The organism is Halorubrum sp. SP3 (genome assembly GCF_005435195.1).
Lineage (GTDB): Archaea > Halobacteriota > Halobacteria > Halobacteriales > Haloferacaceae > Halorubrum > Halorubrum sodomense.
Genome location: NZ_SGTU01000555.1, coordinates 1 through 305 on the forward strand (window position 1 = coordinate 1; position 305 = coordinate 305).

The 305-nt window shown below is 60.3% G+C and carries 1 pseudogene; it reads left to right on the forward strand.

Features of this window, described 5'->3' with window-relative positions:
* Positions 1-113: 113 nt before the first annotated feature.
* Positions 114-305: pseudogene (locus EXE42_RS17535) on the forward strand (DUF1102 domain-containing protein); the annotation flags it as partial.

Below are 305 nucleotides of genomic sequence, written 5' to 3' on the forward strand. Positions count from 1 at the left end.
TATCCGGAGTCAAATAGTGTATTCGACTGACTCATCGGCTTCAATCTGAGCCAGAACGTTTTCAGATACAGCATAACCAAGCTAGTAGAGTATATACTGTAGAATAACCACCGATGCCCACCGCCCGCCGCACCCTGACCCTCGCCCTCCTCCTCGTAGCCGCAGGGTCGCTCGCGTTCGCCACGGGTGCGGCGGTGATCGACGGCGACGCGGACACCGTCGCCGACGGCGACCTCGCGATCCAGCCGGCCGACGGCCCGAACGGGCGGTACGCGTATTTAAATGACGACGACGAGATCGCGATC